This window comes from Agrobacterium sp. LMR679, assembly GCF_027157905.1.
Lineage (GTDB): Bacteria > Pseudomonadota > Alphaproteobacteria > Rhizobiales > Rhizobiaceae > Agrobacterium > Agrobacterium leguminum.
Genome location: NZ_JAPVOJ010000002.1, coordinates 2,348,284 through 2,366,565 on the forward strand (window position 1 = coordinate 2,348,284; position 18,282 = coordinate 2,366,565).

Sequence of the window (18,282 nt, forward strand, 5' to 3'; positions counted from 1 at the left end):
ATTTCACGGTCTTGCCGCTTAGCGGGACCGTCTGTTCCGGCGACTTGAAATCGGTGTTTCGAAACTCCACTTTCAGTCTCGAGAAATGAATGTGCCGGATGCCCCAAGCTGTCCGGCAAAGTGTCCCGAAAGGGACCATGGAAAGGAAATGATATGACGAACATCACGTCTGCGGCATCTGGCGGTACCTATCCGGTACTTCCCCTGCGCGACATTGTCGTTTTCCCGCATATGATCGTTCCCCTGTTCGTCGGGCGGGAAAAATCCATTCGTGCGCTCGAGGAAGTCATGGGTTCGGACAAGCAGATCATGCTTGTTACCCAGATCAACGCCAGCGATGACGATCCGGCCCCGGAGGCCATCCATAAGGTCGGCACGGTCGCCAATGTCCTGCAGCTTCTGAAGTTGCCCGACGGCACCGTGAAGGTGCTGGTGGAAGGCAAGGGCCGCGCCCAGATCGATAGCTACACCGGCCGCGAGGATTTCTATGAAGCCACTGCGACGCCGTTGCAGGAGCCTGCCGAAGATCCGGTCGAGATCGAGGCGCTGTCGCGCTCGGTCGTGTCTGAATTCGAGAGCTATGTGAAGCTCAACAAGAAGATTTCGCCCGAGGTTGTCGGCGCTGCCGGCCAGATCGACGATTATTCGAAGCTTGCCGATACGGTCGCTTCGCACCTGTCGATCAAGATTACCGAAAAGCAGGAAATGCTGGAAACCGTCAGCGTGAAGCAGCGGCTTGAAAAGGCGCTCGGCTTCATGGAAGGTGAAATTTCCGTGCTGCAGGTGGAAAAGCGCATCCGCTCGCGCGTCAAGCGCCAGATGGAAAAGACCCAGCGCGAATATTATCTGAACGAACAGATGAAGGCGATCCAGAAGGAACTCGGCGACGGCGAAGATGGCCGTGACGAGATGGCCGAGCTGGAAGAGCGCATCGCCAAGACCAAGCTTTCCAAGGAGGCCAAGGAAAAGGCCGAGGCGGAAATGAAGAAGCTTCGCCAGATGAGCCCGATGTCCGCGGAAGCGACCGTGGTGCGCAACTATCTGGACTGGCTGCTTGGCCTGCCATGGGGCAAGAAGTCGAAGATCAAGACCGACCTCAACGCCGCCGAGACGATCCTCGATCAGGATCATTTCGGTCTGGACAAGGTCAAGGAACGCATCGTCGAGTATCTCGCCGTGCAGGCGCGCGCCTCGAAGATCCGTGGCCCGATCCTGTGCCTCGTCGGCCCTCCCGGCGTCGGCAAGACCTCACTCGCCAAGTCGATCGCCAAGGCGACCGGCCGCGAATATGTGCGCATGGCGCTTGGCGGCGTTCGTGACGAAGCGGAAATCCGCGGTCACCGCCGTACCTATATCGGCTCCATGCCGGGCAAGATCGTTCAGTCGATGAAGAAGGCCAAGAAGGCGAATCCGCTCTTCCTGCTCGACGAAATCGACAAGATGGGCATGGATTTCCGTGGCGACCCGTCATCCGCACTGCTCGAGGTGCTCGATCCGGAACAGAACTCCACCTTCATGGACCACTACCTTGAAGTGGAATACGACCTGTCCGATGTGATGTTCGTGACCACGGCCAACACGCTGAACATTCCCGGCCCGCTGATGGACCGCATGGAAGTGATCCGCATCGCCGGTTACACGGAAGACGAAAAGCGCGAAATCGCCAAGCGTCACCTGTTGCCGAAGGCGATCAAGGAACATGCCCTGCGTCCGGAAGAATTCTCGGTTACCGATGATGCCCTGATGGTCGTCATTCAGCAGTACACCCGCGAGGCGGGCGTGCGCAGCTTCGAACGCGAGCTGATGAAGCTGGCGCGCAAGGCTGTCACCGAGATCATCAAGGGCAAGGTCAAGTCCGTGGAAGTCACCGCTGCCAACGTTCCAGATTATCTGGGCGTTCCGCGGTTCCGCCATGGCGAGGCCGAGCGCGAGGATCAGGTCGGCGTCGTCACGGGTCTTGCCTGGACGGAAGTTGGCGGTGAGCTGCTCACCATCGAAGGCGTGATGATGCCGGGCAAGGGCCGCATGACGGTTACCGGCAACCTCAAGGAAGTGATGAAGGAATCCATTTCCGCGGCGGCATCCTATGTCCGTTCGCGCGCCGTGGACTTCGGCATCGAGCCGCCGCGCTTCGACAAGAGCGACATCCACGTGCACGTTCCGGAAGGTGCGACCCCGAAGGACGGACCGTCCGCCGGCGTTGCCATGGCGACCGCCATCGTCTCCATCATGACCGGCATCCCGGTCTCGAAGGATGTGGCGATGACGGGTGAGATCACGCTTCGCGGTCGCGTGCTGCCGATCGGCGGCCTGAAGGAAAAGCTGCTTGCGGCCCTTCGCGGCGGCATCAAGAAGGTGCTGATCCCGGAAGAAAACGCCAAGGACCTGGCGGAGATTCCGGACAATGTGAAGAACGAGATGGAAATCATCCCGGTGTCGCGCATGGGCGAGGTCATCAAGCACGCCCTTATACGTCAGCCGGAGCCCATCGAGTGGGACGGCAGCATCGAGACGCCGGTGATCGCAACCGTCGAAGGCGTCGACGACGGCAGCCAGACCATCGCGCATTGATCATGCATCGTCGCGAGGGGCGGGAATCGCCTTTCGCGACGGGTGCTGCATAGATTCAATGTGTTAGGTGTCTGACGGCGCATGTGGCGTAAAGCTGCGCACAAGTGATGCGAATTTGGCACGAATATGTGGAAGGCCGGCAGAAATGTCGGCCTTTTTTGTGAAAAAAAACGCAGACCCCTTGTTTTTCAGGCGATTCCAGCGCTTTTGGGTTGCTGCGCGCGGATGCGAACGTATTCTGCGCCGGCTTAATTTGAGTCGTTTCAAACCATTGAAAGGGGTGGAAACATGAACAAGAACGAGCTCGTCTCTGCTGTTGCCGAAAAGGCTGGTCTCACGAAGGCAGATGCTGCTTCCGCTGTTGATGCTGTATTCGAAACTGTACAGAGCGAACTGAAGAACGGTGGCGACATTCGCCTGGCCGGCTTCGGCAGCTTCTCCGTCAGCCGTCGTGAAGCCTCCAAGGGCCGTAACCCTTCCACGGGTGCTGAAGTCGATATCCCGGCTCGCAACGTACCGAAGTTTTCCGCAGGCAAGGGCCTGAAGGACGCCGTCAACTCGTAAGGTTTCCGGAAAGCCGTAACGCCCGGCGGCGGGCGGGCGGCTTTTCAGGTTCACGAGGAAACATGTTTTGACGCCCTGACGCCGTCACATCGCCGCCAAAAGCGGGTGGTGTTTCGAAAAGCTCTTTTCGGACAGGCCGGGTCTTCCCGGTCAAGATGTGAATGAAAGCAGGGAAGCGCCTGTGTAGCTTCCATCCGGACACACGGCGTTTTTCTACGCGGAATGTGGGCATAAACACGAAAGCCCGGCCTTTCAGGCCGGGCTTTTTGATTCAGCGGTCAGGAAGTGTCATGCCACTGTCATGTCTGTAACGCAGAAGCCTTGGGGTATTTCTGGACCCAAGGGGGATTAAAATGGCGTTCCGATTTTCTCAAATGGCTTTGACTGCTGCGCTGCTCACGTCCGCAGCCATCCCGGCCGCTGCCGAGCCGGTTTTCAACCGCATCGCATCTTTCCCGGTGGCGAAAAACCTTCCCGCGGACAAGGACGCCAAATCCGTCACCTCGGCTGAAATCATCACCGCCAGCGAAGACGGCAAGACGCTGATCTATTCGGACAGCCCGCTTGGCGGCATCGGTTTCATCGACATCACCGACGCCAAGGCTCCCAAGGCCGGCGGCGCGCTGTTGCTCGAAGGTGAGCCGACCTCCGTTGCCGTTGCAGGCGTCAAGGTTCTGGCCGGCGTCAACACGTCGGAAAATCGCGCCAAGCCCTCCGGCAAGCTGGTGACGGTCGATATTGCTACCAGGAAGATCGAAGCAAGCTGTGATCTCGGCGGCCAGCCCGATTCCGTCGCCGTTTCCCCGGACAAGACCTTCGCCGCCATCGCCATCGAAAACGAGCGCGATGAAGAGGTGAACGAAGGCGCCCTGCCGCAGATGCCCGCCGGTTATCTGGTAACGGTCGGTCTGAAGGACGGCGTTGCCGATTGCGCGACGCTGAAGAAGATCGAGCTCACCGGCCTTGCCGAAATTTCCCCTGAGGATCCGGAGCCGGAATTCGTGTCGATCAACGCCAATGGCGAGATCGCGCTGACGCTTCAGGAAAACAATCATATCGTCATTCTCGACGGCAAGACCGGCACGGTGAAGACGCATTTCTCTGCCGGCAAGGTTGATCTTGAAGGCATCGATACGAAGACCGACGGCCAGCTGAAGTTCACCGACAAGCAGGAAGGCCGCAAGCGCGAACCGGACGCCGTGAAGTGGCTGGACAATGACCGCATCGTCATCGCCAATGAGGGCGACTGGCAGGGCGGTTCGCGTGGCTTCACCATCTTCGACAAGACCGGCAAGCTCGTCTACGAATCCGGCTCTTCGCTCGAACACGCAGTTGCGGCCATCGGCCACTATCCGGAAAAGCGTTCCAAGGCAAAGGGCATCGAGCCTGAAGGTCTGGAAGCGGCGACTTTCGGCGACCAGAAATATTTCTTCGTGCTGTCCGAACGTGCCTCTGTCGTCGCTGTCTACAAGGACACCGGCAAGGAGCCGGAACTGACGCAGCTCCTGCCTTCGGGCGTGTCGCCGGAAGGCGCTGTCGCCATCCCGTCGCGCAACCTCCTTGCCACGGCCAATGAGGTCGATCTGATCGAAGACGGCGGCGTGCGCTCGCACGTCATGCTCTATGAACGCGGCGAAGGTGAAGCAGCCTATCCGCAGCTCGTTTCCGCCACCGTCGATGGTGCACCGATCGGCTGGGGCGCTCTTTCGGGTCTGGTCGGCGATGCAGAAAAGCCCGGCATTCTCTATGCCGTGTCCGACTCGGTCTATGGCAACCAGCCGTCGATCTTCACCATCGATGCGACGAAAAAGCCCGCCATCATCACGAGCGTACTGCGCGTCAAGCGTGACGGCATCGCCGCTCAGAAGCTCGACATCGAAGGCATCACGCTGGACGGCAAGGGCGGTTTCTGGCTGGCTTCTGAAGGCGACAGCGCCAAGCTCGTTCCCCACGCGCTCTATAACGTCAACGCCAAGGGCGAGATCAAGGCGGAGATCGCATTGCCGAAGGAACTTCTCGCCGGCGACACCCGCTTCGGTTTCGAAGGCGTGACGATGATCGGCAAGGGCGACGACGCGACGCTGTGGATGGCCGTGCAGCGCGAATGGGGCACGGACGAGAAGGGCTTCGTCAAGCTCGTCTCCTACAATCCGAAGTCCAAGGAATGGGGCGCCGTGCGTTACCCGCTCGACAAGACCGATGCAGGCTGGATCGGCCTCTCCGAAATCACCGCACAGGGCGACTATGTCTATATCGTCGAGCGCGACAACCAGATCGGCGACAAGGCCAAGATCAAGAAGCTCTACCGCGTTGCAATCGCCGACTTGAAGCCGGGCAAGATCGGCGGCGAACTGCCGCTGGTGGCCAAGCAGGAAGCCCATGACTTCCTGCCCGATCTCAAGGCCCAGACCAATGGTTACGTCGTCGACAAGCTGGAAGGCTTCACCTTCGACAAGGCGGGAACGGCCTATGCCGTGACCGACAATGACGGCGTGGACGATTCTTCCGGCGAAACGCTGTTCTTCACCGTCAATATGAAGGCGATCAACTGATCGGGCCGATTGGCGCCGCAAATGAGAAAAGCCGGGCTATGCCCGGCTTTTTTGTACGGCGAGGGGCCCCTTGGCCGGGTTCCCCGATCTTGCACGATGCCTGACGACGCAAGCCGTTAAAATCGGCATTGCTACTTCGATATCGGATTGTGAAGGATTTCGTCCTGAGGCCATCCGGGAAAATGCTGCGGATCGATCGTAACGGATCACCGCCCCAGGGAGTTCTTGCTTTTGGGAGTATCTTGTTTTTCCGAGTCCTGCTGGACCCAGCGGAAAAAAATATAAACAGGCAGCGCAATAAGCGCGAGTGTTACAAACGCGTCGATCGACATGGTTTCATCCATCAGTTCAACCGTTCATCATGAAACGGTGCGCAAACAATGCCTGAAATCTCTTTAGAAAGTCTGAATCTTCCTTATTTTCCGGTATGTTGCGGGGTGATACAGGGGGCGGTGAAGCTGTCGGAATATGGAACAGCAGTGCCGATTTGGCATGGCGTAACTGGAGAAAAGCGATTCCAGCGGTTGGGAATCATGACGACGCTTCACCGACCGCAGTAAGGGCAGGGGTGATAATTCCGAATACTCGAGGGCTTGTCGCATAGCGAAAGCAAACACGAAGAATCTCGGTTTGACGGATGATATTTAAATCTTCTGGGAAAATGGTGGGCGATGAGAGACTCGAACTCCCGACATCCTCGGTGTAAACGAGGCGCTCTACCAACTGAGCTAATCGCCCTTCGCGTGTCTCGGATCATGTCCGCCGCGTCGGTGGCCGTGATGTATTCGGATCGGAAAAAAACCGCAAGGGCTTTTGTGAAGTTTTTTTGTTTTTTTTGCCGAGAGAATTTTCTGTCACGGGGAGGCGAGGGCAAAAAGCCGGGAGCTGCGGGCTTTTTGCGGGAAACAGGACCCGAAGACGCCTTGATGGCCGTGTGGAAATCCCGTTAGGGAAGCCTGCGGCTGTGGACAAGTTTTTTGTTTTCGTTGGGAAAAGCCCGCAAAACACGGCGTTTGCCGCAATCGCGCTCCGAGGCCTTCCGGTTTTTCCCGATCAAAATGAAGAAGCTTATTCTTTTGTCGTGAAACCTGCTTGACACCCCCGCACGAACGCCGTAGTTAGCCGCTCATCGAACAGCCGAGGCTGGTTCGAGCGACGGGACTGGCTCCTGTCGTCAGGAGATGCGGGTGTAGCTCAGTCGGTTAGAGTGCCGGCCTGTCACGCCGGAGGTCGCGGGTTCGAGCCCCGTCACTCGCGCCATCCTGTCCCTCGGAAAACGCAGATGAATGTCTGTGGTGCGCGGGTGTAGCTCAGTCGGTTAGAGTGCCGGCCTGTCACGCCGGAGGTCGCGGGTTCGAGCCCCGTCACTCGCGCCATTTCTTTTTCCTGAAATGTCTCCTCAAAAACAGATCGACGCGCGATTTGCGCGCTCGTCTATTGACGATTCCGGGGCCTGATTCCGGGCTTTTTAAACGCGATTTTTCCTGCATTTTTTAGTCAAGTTTCGATTCCCGAATATCGTCACTTCACCGCCATCCGGACGTAAAATTCGTGTGACTTTTTTGCGGTTGCGTCGTTCAATCGATTATTATTGTATTTGAGGGGCTTAGGCCGGAATTGTGGCCCAAATTTGCGTCAATTCCGGCAATATTGTTGCCAATCAATGCGGCAGGTGTCTTGAAATGGTGCCTAAACTCTTGCAGAGAGAGCGCGGCTGCGCTAACGACTTTGGCGTTGCAACATATTTGTGCGCTCTTTGAGACTTCGGGTCACAAAGGCAGGTCCGGCACCCGGCCGGGCAGGGAAGAGACCATGACTGAACTCCTCAGTTCCTACATTCCGATCGCAATCTTCATCGGTATCGCTCTCGTCATCGGCCTGGCGCTTCTCATTGCGCCGTTTGCTGTCGCCTACAAGGCGCCGGACCCGGAAAAGCTCTCTGCTTTCGAGTGCGGTTTCAACGCCTTCGACGACGCCCGCATGAAGTTCGATATCCGCTTTTATCTGGTATCGATTCTGTTCATTATCTTCGATCTGGAAGTCGCCTTCCTGTTCCCATGGGCGGTGTCTTTCGGCGAGATGGGCTGGTTCGGTTTCTGGTCGATGATGGTGTTCCTCATCGTTCTCACCATCGGCTTTATCTATGAGTGGAAGAAGGGAGCGCTGGAATGGGCATGAGCCAGAACAACACCACGCTCGTTGCGCCGCAGCCGAAGGGGATCATCGATCCCTCGACCGGCAAGCCCGTTGGCAGTAACGACGCCTACTTCACGGAAATCAATGACGAGCTGGCCGACAAGGGTTTTCTCGTCACCTCGACCGACGAGCTGATCACCTGGGCGCGCACCGGCTCCCTGATGTGGATGCAGTTCGGTCTTGCCTGCTGCGCCGTCGAAGGCCTGATGCAGGCTTCCGGTCCGCGTTATGACATGGAGCGCTTCGGCGTTGCACCGCGCGCCTCACCGCGCCAGTCGGACGTGATGATCGTCGCCGGCACGCTGACCAACAAGATGGCGCCCGCTCTGCGCAAGGTCTATGACCAGATGCCCGAGCCGCGTTACGTCATCTCCATGGGCTCCTGCGCCAATGGCGGCGGTTATTACCATTATTCCTACGCCGTGGTGCGCGGCTGCGACCGCGTCGTCCCGGTGGACATCTATGTCCCGGGCTGTCCCCCCACGGCGGAGGCGCTGCTTTACGGCGTGCTTCTGCTGCAGAAGAAGATTCGTCGTACCGGTACGATCGAGCGCTAAGGGCAAAGGACGGATTAAGAATGAGCGAAGCTCTCAACGATCTTGCTGCTTACGTTAAGGAAGCGCGCGGTTCCCTCGTGGTGTCGGCTGATATCGCCTATGGCGAGCTGACGCTGAACACGACGCCTGAAAGCGTGATCGCGCTTTTGACCTTCCTGCGTGACGACGTGCAGTGCGGTTTCGTCAACATCATCGATATTTGCGGTGTGGACTGGCCGCAGCGAGAAAAGCGTTTCGATGTCGTCTATCACCTGCTGTCGCCGCGCCAGAACCTGCGCGTGCGCGTCAAGCTGCAGGTGGCGGAAGACGAGGGCGTGCCGTCTTCGACCTCCGTTTACATGGGCGCGGAATGGTTCGAGCGCGAAGCCTGGGACATGTATGGCATTCCGTTCGAAGGCCATAAGGATCTTCGCCGCATCCTCACGGATTACGGTTTCGAAGGCCATCCGCTGCGTAAGGATTTTCCGGTTACCGGCTTTGTGGAAGTGCGTTACGATGACGTGCTGAAACGGGTTCTTTATGAACCGGTCGAATTGAAACAGGAATTCCGCAACTTCGATTTCCTCTCCCCGTGGGAAGGAACCGAATATGTTCTCCCGGGTGACGAAAAGGCCAAGCAATGAGCCAAGCCCCCGCGACAGAGCATGCGCAATGTCTTTGCGGCGCCGTCGGCCTCAATGCCGTCATCGGTGCCCGCGAATTCGGCGTTTGCCATTGCTCCATGTGCCGCCGCTGGTCCGGCGGTGCGTTTATGGCTGTCGAATGCGCGGATATCTCCGTTGAAAACGAAGATAGTCTCGGCGTCTATTCCTCGTCGGAATGGGGTGAGCGCTGCTTCTGCAAGAATTGCGGCAGCACGCTGATGTGGCGCTCGAAGGACGGCAAGCATGTCGCCGTTTCGCTGCAGGCTTTCGACAACCCTTCCAGCTTCAGGTTTGCGTCGCAGATTTTCACGGATGAGAAGCCTTCGAGCTATTCCTTCGCGGAAACCACGCAGAACATGACCGGCCCCGAATTCATCGCCATGATCACCTCGGCGGAGCACTAGAATGACTGAGCATAACGTCCGCAATTTCACGATCAACTTCGGTCCGGAACATCCGTCCGCGCACGGCGTGCTGCGTCTGGTTCTGGAACTGGACGGCGAAATCGTCGAGCGCGTCGATCCGCATATCGGTCTTCTGCATCGCGGCACCGAAAAGCTGATCGAGACCAAGACCTATCTGCAGGCCGTTCCTTACTTCGACCGTCTCGACTACGTCGCGCCGATGAACCAGGAACATGCTTTCGCGCTCGCCGTCGAAAAGCTGCTCGGTCTCGAAATCCCGATGCGCGGCCAGCTGATCCGCGTGCTTTATTCGGAAATCGGCCGCATCCTGTCGCACATCATGAACGTGACGACACAGGCCATGGACGTCGGCGCGATGACGCCGCCGGTCTGGGGCTTCGAAGAGCGCGAAAAGCTGATGGTGTTCTATGAGCGCGCCTGCGGCGCCCGCATGCACTCGGCTTACGTTCGTCCGGGCGGCGTGCATCAGGACCTGCCGCCGGAACTGGTCGAAGATATCGGCAAGTGGTGCGACCCGTTCCTGACCGTTCTCGACAATATCGAGGGCCTGCTGACCGACAACCGCATCTACAAGCAGCGTAACGTCGATATCGGCGTCGTCTCGCTTGAAGACGCCTTCGCCTGGGGTTTCACGGGCGTGATGGTGCGCGGCTCCGGCGCTGCCTGGGATTTGCGCCGCGCGCAGCCCTATGAGTGCTATTCCGATCTCGAATTCGACATTCCCGTCGGCAAGAACGGCGACTGCTACGATCGTTACCTGATCCGCATGCAGGAAATGCGCGAATCCGTGAAGATCATGAAGCAGTGCGTCGATCTTCTGTCCGGCAAGCACCGCATCGGCCCGGTCTCCTCGCTGGACGGCAAGGTGGTTCCGCCGAAGCGCGGCGAGATGAAGCGTTCGATGGAAGCTTTGATCCACCACTTCAAGCTTTACACCGAAGGTTACCACGTTCCGGCCGGCGAAGTTTACGCCGCCGTCGAAGCGCCGAAGGGCGAATTCGGCGTCTATGTGGTCGCGGACGGTTCGAACAAGCCCTATCGCTGCAAGATCCGCGCGCCGGGCTACGCACACCTGCAGGCCATGGATTTCCTGTGCAAGGGCCATCAGCTTGCTGACGTTACAGCCGTGCTCGGCTCCCTCGACATCGTGTTCGGGGAGGTCGACCGCTGATGCGTCTGCCGCTGGCCATACCGGCTTTTCTCGCTGCGATGTCTGCCCCCGCTCTCGCCCAGACGGCGACGGACGAGGGCGGCATATCGCTGTCGAGCGGCGGCTCTTCGACCATCAAGCAGCTTCTGTCGTCGGGATACGAGATCAAGGCCTCGGTTCCCAATGGCAGCAAGTTCATCGTGTTCATGCAGAAAGACAAGGCGGCTTATGCCTGCGAATTCGTCACGGTGGCGAGATCGCGGTGTGAGACGTTAAACTGAAAAGGCGTGAGGAAGTATGTCCGTTCGTCGACTAGCCGAAGATCAGTTCCAGCCCGTGGCGTTTGCCTTCAATGCGGAAAATACCGCATGGGCTGAAAAGACGATCAAGAAATATCCCGAGGGACGCCAGCAATCGGCGGTCATCCCGCTGCTCATGCGTGCGCAGGAGCAGGACGGCTGGGTTACCCGCGCCGCCATCGAAAAGATCGCCGACATGCTGGATATGGCCTATATCCGCGTCATGGAAGTGGCGACCTTCTATACCCAGTTCCAGCTGAAGCCGGTCGGCACGCGCGCCCACGTTCAGGTTTGCGGCACCACGCCCTGCATGCTGCGTGGCTCGGAAGCGCTGATGGATGTCTGCCGCAAGAAGATCCACCACGATCCGCTGCACACCAATGAGAGCGGCACGCTCTCCTGGGAAGAAGTGGAATGTCAGGGCGCCTGCGTCAACGCGCCGATGGTCATCATCTTCAAGGATGCCTATGAGGACCTGACGCCCGAGCGTCTGGAAGAGATCATCGATACGTTCGAGGCAGGCAAGGGCGACACGGTCAAGACCGGCCCGCAGATCGACCGTCACCAGTCGGTTCCAGTCGGTGGATTGACGACGCTGACGGAAGAGATCAAGCCGGATCGCTCCAATCTCGACAAGCCGGCTGAAGTGGCTGCGGACGCCGCACCGGTTCCGCCTTCCAACGCCGCCAAGCCGAAGACGGACGCGCCGGAAACCGATCCGAAGCTGAAGACGCCGGCGACCGCGCCGAAGGCTGCCGAAGCCAATGTGAAGACCGCTGAAAAGGAAGCTTCGGGCTCCGCGAAGCCGTCGCTTGATTCGAAGGATCGTCCGGCCGGTATCGAAAAGCCCGCAACGCCCGACGACCTGAAGCTCATTTCCGGCGTTGGTCCGAAGATCGAAGGCACCCTGCACGAGCTCGGCATCTTCACCTATGCGCAGATCGCCGGCTGGAAAAAGGCCGAATGCGACTGGGTTGACGGTTATCTGAATTTCAAGGGCCGCATCGAACGCGACGAGTGGATCAAGCAGGCCGAGGCGCTCGCCAAGGGTGGCGAAGCCGAGTATATCAGGGTCTTCGGCAAGAAGCCGCGGTAAGAGGTGAAGCATGTTAAAAGATCAGGATCGCATCTTTACCAATCTCTACGGCCTCAAGGACAAGTCCCTGAAGGGCGTGAGAGCGCGCGGCCACTGGGATGGCACCAAACAGATCATCGAAAAGGGCCGTGACTGGATCATTAACGAGATGAAGGCTTCCGGCCTTCGCGGTCGCGGCGGCGCTGGCTTCCCGACAGGTCTCAAATGGTCCTTCATGCCGAAGGAAAATGACGGCCGTCCGCATTACCTCGTCGTCAACGCCGACGAATCCGAACCCGGCACCTGCAAGGACCGCGAAATCCTGCGCAACGATCCGCATACGCTGATCGAAGGCTGCGTGATCGCCGGTTTCGCCATGGGCGCGCATACCGCCTATATCTACGTTCGCGGCGAATATATGCGCGAGCGTGAGGCGCTGCAGGCGGCCATCGACGAGTGCTACGATGCCGGCCTGCTCGGCAAGAACAACAAGAACGGCTGGGATTTCGACATCTACGTCCATCACGGCGCGGGTGCCTATATCTGCGGCGAAGAGACGGCTCTGCTCGAAAGCCTTGAAGGCAAGAAGGGCCAGCCGCGCCTCAAGCCCCCGTTCCCGGCCAATATGGGTCTTTATGGCTGCCCGACGACGGTCAACAACGTCGAATCCATCGCTGTTGCGCCGACCATTCTGCGCCGTGGCGCGGCCTGGTTCTCGTCCATCGGCCGTCCGAACAATGTCGGCACCAAGCTGTTCATGGTCTCCGGCCATGTCGAGCGTCCGTGCACCTTCGAAGACGCGCTGGGTCTGTCCTTCCGCGAGCTGATCGAACACCATTGCGGTGGCATTCGCGGCGGCTGGGACAATCTGCTCGGCGTCATCCCCGGCGGCGCATCCTGCCCCATCGTTCGCGGTGAGGACATGAAGGACGCCATCATGGACTTTGACGGCATGCGCGAAGTGAAGTCTTCCTTCGGCACCGGCGGCATGATCGTCATGGACAAGTCCACCGACGTCATCAAGGCGATTGCCCGCATCGCGGCCTTCTTCAAGCATGAAAGCTGCGGCCAGTGCACGCCGTGCCGCGAAGGCACCGGCTGGATGTGGCGCGTGCTGGAGCGCATGGTCAAGGGTAACGCGCAGAAGCGCGAAATCGACATGCTGTTTGAAGTGACGAAGCAGATCGAAGGCCACACCATCTGTGCGCTTGGCGACGCCGCCGCATGGCCGGTACAGGCGCTGATCCGCAATTTCCGTCCGGAAATCGAAAAGCGCATCGACCAATATACCTACAGGGCCATGGATGATGGCGCTGTTCTGGAAGCCGCTGAATAAGCATTGAGGCTTCAGGCGGAGCCGGAGTTTTCCGGCCTCGCGACACCATGAAGCGCTTGGCAGACGATACGAGTGCCGGGCGTGATTAAGGATTTGTTGCGGACCGTGTGAGACATGGGACGAACAGGCAACAGGACGTAAGTAGAACCATGGCAAAGCTCAAGGTTGACGGTAAAGAGATCGAGGTTCCGGATCATTTCACGCTGTTGCAGGCGTGCGAGGAGGCTGGTGCCGAAGTTCCGCGCTTTTGTTTTCATGAGCGCTTGTCGGTCGCGGGTAACTGCCGCATGTGTCTCATCGAGGTGAAGGGCGGACCGCCCAAGCCCGCCGCTTCCTGCGCCATGGGCGTTCGCGACGTTCGCGGCGGCCCGAACGGCGAATTGCCTGAGGTTTTCACCAACACGCCGATGGTCAAGAAGGCCCGCGAAGGCGTGATGGAATTCCTGCTCATCAACCATCCGCTCGATTGCCCGATCTGCGACCAGGGCGGCGAATGCGACCTGCAGGACCAGGCCATGGCCTTCGGTATCGCCGGTTCGCGTTATGCGGAAAACAAGCGCGCGGTTGAAGACAAATATATCGGACCGCTCGTCAAGACGGTCATGAACCGTTGCATCCACTGCACGCGCTGCGTCCGTTTCACCACGGAAGTGGCCGGCATTGCCGAACTTGGCCTTATCGGCCGCGGCGAAGATGCCGAAATCACCACCTATCTCGAGCAGGCCATGACCTCGGAGCTGCAGGGCAACGTTGTTGACCTCTGCCCGGTCGGCGCGCTCACCTCCAAGCCTTTCGCCTTCACCGCCCGTCCGTGGGAACTGAACAAGACCGAAACCATCGACGTGATGGACGCGCTCGGTTCGGCCATCCGCGTCGATACCCGTGGCCGCGAAGTCATGCGCGTCATGCCGCGCGTCAACGAGGCGATCAACGAAGAGTGGATTTCCGACAAGAGCCGCTTCATCTGGGACGGCCTGAAGACGCAGCGCCTTGACCGGCCTTATGTGCGCAAGGATGGCCGCCTGCAGCCCGCCACCTGGGGCGAAGCCTTCGGTGCGATCAAGCAGGCTGTTGCCGCAACATCCGGCAACAAGATCGGCGCGATCGCCGGCGATCTGTCTTCCGTTGAAGAAATGTTCGCGCTGAAGTCGCTTCTCGCCTCGCTCGGTTCGGCCCATGTCGATTGCCGTCAGGATGGCGCAGCGCTTGATCCGTCTTTGGGTCGCGCCAGCTACATCTTCAATTCCACCATTGAAGGCATCGAGCAGGCAGACGCACTGCTGATCGTTGGCGCGAACCCGCGTTTCGAAGCGGCTGTCCTCAACGCCCGCATCCGCAAGCGCTGGCGTCGTGGCGGTTTCCCGATCGGCGTGATCGGCGAAGCTGGTGAACTGCGCTACAATTATGAATATCTCGGTTCGGGTGCGGAAACGCTCTCCGATCTGGCCAACGGCTCGCACAGCTTCGTTGACAAGCTTAAGTCCGCCAAGAACCCGCTGATCATCATCGGTCAGGGCGCTCTTGCCCGCGCCGATGGTGCCGCCGTTCTTGCGGCTGCTGCCAAGCTTGCGACGTCGGTTGGCGCTGTCACCGAAGAGTGGAACGGTTTCTCGGTTCTGCACACCGCCGCTGCCCGCGTCGGCGGTCTCGATATCGGCTTCGTGCCGGGCGAGGGCGGTGTTGCCGCTGCCGAAATGGTCGCCTCCATGGACGTGCTCTTCCTGCTCGGCGCCGATGAACTCGACCTCTCTAACAAGGGTGCCAAGTTCACCGTCTATATCGGCAGCCATGGCGATCAGGGCGCGATGAACGCCGACGTTATCCTTCCGGGTGCGGCCTATACCGAAAAATCCGGTATCTGGGTCAACACCGAAGGCCGTGTGCAGGTGGGCAACCGCGCCGGTTTCGCACCGGGCGAAGCCCGCGAAGACTGGGCGATCCTGCGTGCGCTGTCCGACGTTCTCGGCAAGAAGCTGCCGTTCGATTCGCTGTCGGCGCTCCGCGGCCAGCTCTTCGTCGCGCATCCGCATCTGGCGGAAACCGACGAGATCGTCGCCGGTAACGGCAAAGATATCGAAGCGTTGGCTGGCAAGACCGGCTCGCTCAACAAGTCGGCGTTTGCCTCGCCGGTAAAAGACTTTTATTTGACGAACCCGATTGCGCGCGCATCCGCCGTCATGGCCGAGTGCTCCGCATTGGCCCGCAACAATTTCCAGGCTGCGGCAGAGTAAGGGTAGGGGATTTATGGAACAGTTTTTCTGGAGCTACGTCTGGCCCGCGCTGATCATGGTCGGCCAGTCCCTGCTGCTTCTCGTTTGCCTTCTGGTGTCCATCGCGTTCCTGCTGCTTGCCGACCGCAAGGTCTGGGCGGCGGTGCAGCTGCGTCGTGGTCCGAACGTCGTTGGTCCCTTCGGTCTCTTCCAGTCCTTCGCCGACCTTTTGAAGTTCATCTTGAAGGAGCCTGTCATTCCGGCCGGCGCCAACAAGGCCGTTTTCCTTCTGGCGCCGCTGGTTGCGGTGACTCTGGCGCTCGCCACCTATGCCGTCATCCCCTTTAACGAAGGCTGGGTCGTCGCCAATATCAATGTCGGCATTCTCTACATCTTCGCGATTTCCTCGCTTGAAGTATACGGCATCATCATGGGCGGCTGGGCTTCGAACTCGAAGTACCCGTTCCTCGGCGCGCTGCGTTCTGCCGCGCAGATGGTGTCCTACGAAGTGTCGATCGGCCTCGTTATCGTCACCGTTCTGCTCTGCGTCGGTTCGCTGAACCTGACGGACATCGTTCTGGCCCAGAAGACCGGCCTCGGCACCATGCTCGGCCTGCCGGCCTCGTTCCTCGACTGGCACTGGCTGTCGTTGTTCCCGATGTTCATCGTGTTCTTCATTTCGGGCCTTGCCGAAACCAACCGTCCGCCCTTCGACCTTCCGGAAGCGGAATCGGAACTGGTTGCCGGTCACATGGTCGAATATGGCTCCACGCCTTACATGATGTTCATGCTCGGCGAATATGCTGCAATCGTGCTGATCTGCTGCCTGACGACGATCCTGTTCATGGGCGGCTGGCTGCCTATCGTGGATGTGTGGTTCCTCAACTGGGTTCCGGGCATTGTCTGGTTCGCGCTGAAGGGCTGCATGGTCTTCTTCATGATCGCGCTGACCAAGGCTTTCGTTCCGCGTTACCGTTATGACCAGCTCATGCGCCTCGGCTGGAAGGTGTTCCTGCCGCTGTCGCTCGCCATGGTCGTTATTGTTGCATTCGTATTGAAGCTGACGGGGTGGGCCGGTTGATGTCCGTACTCCTCGCTCAGAAATCTGGAGACTGAGATGGCAAGCCTCTCCCAAGCCGTCAATTCACTGTTCCTCAAGGAGTTCGTGGGCGCGATCCTGCTCACGATGCGCCACTTCTTCAAGCAGAAGGCAACGGTGAACTATCCTTTCGAAAAGGGCCCGGTCTCTCCGCGTTTCCGCGGCGAACATGCACTGCGCCGTTATCCCAACGGTGAAGAACGCTGCATCGCCTGCAAGCTGTGTGAAGCGATCTGTCCCGCTCAGGCGATCACCATCGAAGCCGGCCCGCGCCGCAATGACGGCACCCGCCGCACGGTGCGTTACGATATCGACATGGTGAAGTGCATCTATTGCGGTTTCTGCCAGGAAGCCTGCCCGGTGGATGCCATCGTCGAAGGCCCGAACTTCGAATTCGCGACGGAAACCCGCGAGGAGCTTTATTTCGACAAGCAGAAGCTTCTCGACAATGGCGACCGCTGGGAGCGTGAAATCGCACGCAACCTCGCACTGGATGCGCCTTACCGTTAAGGCGCAACCGTCTTTCCGGGGGAGACCCCGGAGAGCGATGAAAAGTAAAATGCCTGCGCGGTTTTCGCCGGCGGGGACGAAACGGGTGAGGGGCCTTCGAGCCATCTTTGCCCGATGAGGACAAGAAGGCACCAACATGGGTCTGCACGCTGTATTCTTTTATATATTCGCTTTCGTCGCCGTGGCGTCTGCGTTCATGGTCATCGCATCGAAGAACCCTGTTCATTCGGTGCTGTTTCTGATTTTGACCTTCTTCAACGCAGCCGCGCTGTTCCTGCTGACGGGCGCCGAGTTCCTCGGCATGATCCTGCTGGTGGTTTATGTCGGTGCCGTGGCGGTGCTCTTCCTCTTCGTCGTCATGATGCTGGATGTGGATTTCGCCGAGCTTCGCTCGGGCGTGCTGCAATATGCCCCGGTCGGCGCGCTGATCGGCGTCATCCTGGCGGCGGAGCTGATCGTCGTGGTCGGCGGCAGCATGCTGAACCCGATTGCGGCCAAATCCATCACCATGCCGATCCCGCCTGTCACCGAACGCACCAATACGGCCGCACTCGGCGATGTGCTCTATACCAATTACGTCTACTTCTTCCAGCTCGCCGGCCTCGTGCTGCTGGTGGCCATGATCGGCGCCATCGTGCTGACGCTGCGTCATCGCACCGACATCAAGCGGCAGGATATCTCCACGCAGGTCGGCCGTGACCCGAAGACCGCCGTCACCACGGTCAAGGTCAAGCCGGGCCAGGGCATCTGAGGCGCGAACGGATCCAAGGAAACAGAACATGGAAATCGGTCTTTCCCACTACCTGACGGTCAGCGCGATCCTCTTCACGATCGGCGTCTTTGGCATCTTCCTCAACCGGAAGAACGTCATCGTCATCCTCATGTCGATCGAACTCATCCTGCTTGCGGTCAACATCAACATGGTGGCCTTCTCGGCCTTCCTGAACGATATCGTCGGCCAGGTCTTCGCTTTGTTCATTCTGACCGTCGCAGCCGCCGAAGCGGCCATCGGTCTTGCAATACTCGTTGTCTTCTACCGCAACCGCGGATCGATCGCCGTCGAAGACGTCAATATGATGAAGGGCTGATAAGGC

The 18,282-nt window shown here is 59.1% G+C and carries 17 protein-coding genes and 3 tRNA genes; 18 read left to right on the forward strand and 2 right to left on the reverse strand.

The window, feature by feature from the left end; translation table 11 throughout:
- The first annotated feature begins 153 nt into the window (after nt 1-153).
- From lon to O3W47_RS22160, 3 genes are all read left to right on the forward strand, one after another.
- Nucleotides 154-2,571 (forward strand): endopeptidase La, encoded by a 2,418-nt coding sequence (gene lon / locus O3W47_RS22150; protein WP_003521527.1) that lies wholly within the window; start codon nt 154-156, stop codon nt 2,569-2,571.
- A 288-nt stretch (nt 2,572-2,859) separates the two neighbouring features.
- Nucleotides 2,860-3,135, forward strand: coding sequence for a DNA-binding protein HupB (gene hupB / locus O3W47_RS22155; RefSeq protein ID WP_003502360.1), 276 nt, complete (start codon nt 2,860-2,862; stop codon nt 3,133-3,135).
- A 353-nt stretch (nt 3,136-3,488) separates the two neighbouring features.
- Nucleotides 3,489-5,687, forward strand: coding sequence for an esterase-like activity of phytase family protein (locus tag O3W47_RS22160; RefSeq protein ID WP_269314608.1), 2,199 nt, complete (start codon nt 3,489-3,491; stop codon nt 5,685-5,687).
- A 206-nt stretch (nt 5,688-5,893) separates the two neighbouring features.
- On the opposite strand, the gene O3W47_RS22165 is transcribed toward O3W47_RS22160, so the two are convergent.
- On the reverse strand, nt 5,894-6,019 hold the full coding sequence (locus O3W47_RS22165) for a hypothetical protein (RefSeq protein ID WP_256364472.1): 126 nt from the start codon (nt 6,017-6,019) through the stop codon (nt 5,894-5,896).
- Nucleotides 6,020-6,349: 330 nt separating this feature from the next.
- A tRNA-Val gene (locus O3W47_RS22170) sits at nt 6,350-6,425 on the reverse strand.
- Between the two features lie 445 nt (nt 6,426-6,870).
- On the opposite strand from O3W47_RS22170, the gene O3W47_RS22175 reads away from it, so the two are divergent.
- The 15 genes from O3W47_RS22175 (at nt 6,871) to nuoK (ending at nt 18,276) form a co-directional block, all read left to right on the forward strand.
- A tRNA-Asp gene (locus O3W47_RS22175) sits at nt 6,871-6,947 on the forward strand.
- A 39-nt stretch (nt 6,948-6,986) separates the two neighbouring features.
- Nucleotides 6,987-7,063, forward strand: a tRNA-Asp gene (locus O3W47_RS22180).
- Nucleotides 7,064-7,499: 436 nt separating this feature from the next.
- Entirely contained in the window at nt 7,500-7,865 is a 366-nt protein-coding gene (locus O3W47_RS22185) for an NADH-quinone oxidoreductase subunit A (protein ID WP_035259670.1), read from the forward strand.
- A complete protein-coding gene (locus O3W47_RS22190) occupies nt 7,856-8,440 on the forward strand; it encodes a NuoB/complex I 20 kDa subunit family protein (protein WP_003521524.1) in 585 nt (194 codons plus the stop codon). The genes O3W47_RS22185 and O3W47_RS22190 overlap by 10 nt, the downstream gene beginning before the upstream one ends.
- A 20-nt stretch (nt 8,441-8,460) precedes the next feature.
- Nucleotides 8,461-9,063 carry an NADH-quinone oxidoreductase subunit C gene (locus O3W47_RS22195; RefSeq protein ID WP_003496465.1) on the forward strand — a complete coding sequence of 201 codons (603 nt, stop codon included), beginning with the start codon at nt 8,461-8,463 and terminating at the stop codon, nt 9,061-9,063.
- Entirely contained in the window at nt 9,060-9,488 is a 429-nt protein-coding gene (locus O3W47_RS22200) for a GFA family protein (protein ID WP_080817176.1), read from the forward strand. Before O3W47_RS22195 ends, O3W47_RS22200 begins: the two co-directional genes overlap by 4 nt.
- Before the next feature lies 1 nt (nt 9,489).
- The gene (locus O3W47_RS22205) at nt 9,490-10,680 is read left to right on the forward strand and encodes an NADH-quinone oxidoreductase subunit D (RefSeq protein WP_269314609.1); all 1,191 of its coding nucleotides are present in this window, start codon (nt 9,490-9,492) and stop codon (nt 10,678-10,680) included.
- Entirely contained in the window at nt 10,680-10,940 is a 261-nt protein-coding gene (locus tag O3W47_RS22210) for a hypothetical protein (RefSeq protein WP_003521522.1), read from the forward strand. The genes O3W47_RS22205 and O3W47_RS22210 overlap by 1 nt, the downstream gene beginning before the upstream one ends.
- A 16-nt stretch (nt 10,941-10,956) precedes the next feature.
- The gene (locus O3W47_RS22215; protein ID WP_174024963.1) at nt 10,957-12,054 is read left to right on the forward strand and encodes an NADH-quinone oxidoreductase subunit E; all 1,098 of its coding nucleotides are present in this window, start codon (nt 10,957-10,959) and stop codon (nt 12,052-12,054) included.
- Nucleotides 12,055-12,064: 10 nt separating this feature from the next.
- Complete coding sequence (gene nuoF, locus O3W47_RS22220) at nt 12,065-13,369, forward strand: NADH-quinone oxidoreductase subunit NuoF (protein WP_020012329.1); 1,305 nt, start codon at nt 12,065-12,067, stop codon at nt 13,367-13,369.
- A gap of 149 nt (nt 13,370-13,518) precedes the next feature.
- A complete protein-coding gene (gene nuoG, locus O3W47_RS22225) occupies nt 13,519-15,600 on the forward strand; it encodes an NADH-quinone oxidoreductase subunit NuoG (RefSeq protein WP_269314610.1) in 2,082 nt (693 codons plus the stop codon).
- A 13-nt stretch (nt 15,601-15,613) separates the two neighbouring features.
- Entirely contained in the window at nt 15,614-16,660 is a 1,047-nt protein-coding gene (gene nuoH / locus O3W47_RS22230; protein ID WP_003521518.1) for an NADH-quinone oxidoreductase subunit NuoH, read from the forward strand.
- A gap of 36 nt (nt 16,661-16,696) precedes the next feature.
- The gene (gene nuoI / locus O3W47_RS22235; RefSeq protein WP_003496449.1) at nt 16,697-17,188 is read left to right on the forward strand and encodes an NADH-quinone oxidoreductase subunit NuoI; all 492 of its coding nucleotides are present in this window, start codon (nt 16,697-16,699) and stop codon (nt 17,186-17,188) included.
- Nucleotides 17,189-17,324: 136 nt separating this feature from the next.
- The gene (locus O3W47_RS22240) at nt 17,325-17,939 is read left to right on the forward strand and encodes an NADH-quinone oxidoreductase subunit J (RefSeq protein ID WP_003521517.1); all 615 of its coding nucleotides are present in this window, start codon (nt 17,325-17,327) and stop codon (nt 17,937-17,939) included.
- A 28-nt stretch (nt 17,940-17,967) separates the two neighbouring features.
- A complete protein-coding gene (nuoK, locus tag O3W47_RS22245) occupies nt 17,968-18,276 on the forward strand; it encodes an NADH-quinone oxidoreductase subunit NuoK (protein WP_003521516.1) in 309 nt (102 codons plus the stop codon).
- Nucleotides 18,277-18,282 lie beyond the last annotated feature (6 nt).